The organism is Bacillus sp. SIMBA_154, assembly GCF_046536015.1.
Taxonomy (GTDB): Bacteria; Bacillota; Bacilli; order Bacillales; family Bacillaceae; genus Bacillus; species Bacillus pumilus_P.
In genome coordinates, this window is sequence record NZ_JAWJBV010000487.1 from 1 (window position 1) to 250 (window position 250).

The window sequence follows — 250 nt, forward strand, 5'->3', positions numbered from 1 at the left end:
CTTCACTACGTACAAAAGGGCTTGGGGAATTTAAAATTGTACATTGCGCCAGCCCTGAGTATATTGAAAATTATGGGCTACCTACCGTTGACTCATTATTAGACCAACATTATCTAATTAAACTCAATTACCCTAACTGGCTTAATATTCCATTTGATGAGCACGACAATAAAATGCAATCGCGGCTTTCCACCAATGATTTATACGTAGCTAGGCGCTCTGCCGCTGGTGGTTTGGGTATTGCAAACCT

General features: G+C 40.8%; 1 protein-coding gene. It reads left to right on the plus strand.

What is annotated here, in order from left to right:
- Window positions 1-250: type 2 periplasmic-binding domain-containing protein (locus R0K30_RS22860; RefSeq protein ID WP_410613238.1), on the plus strand; the 250-nt coding region annotated here is incomplete at both ends.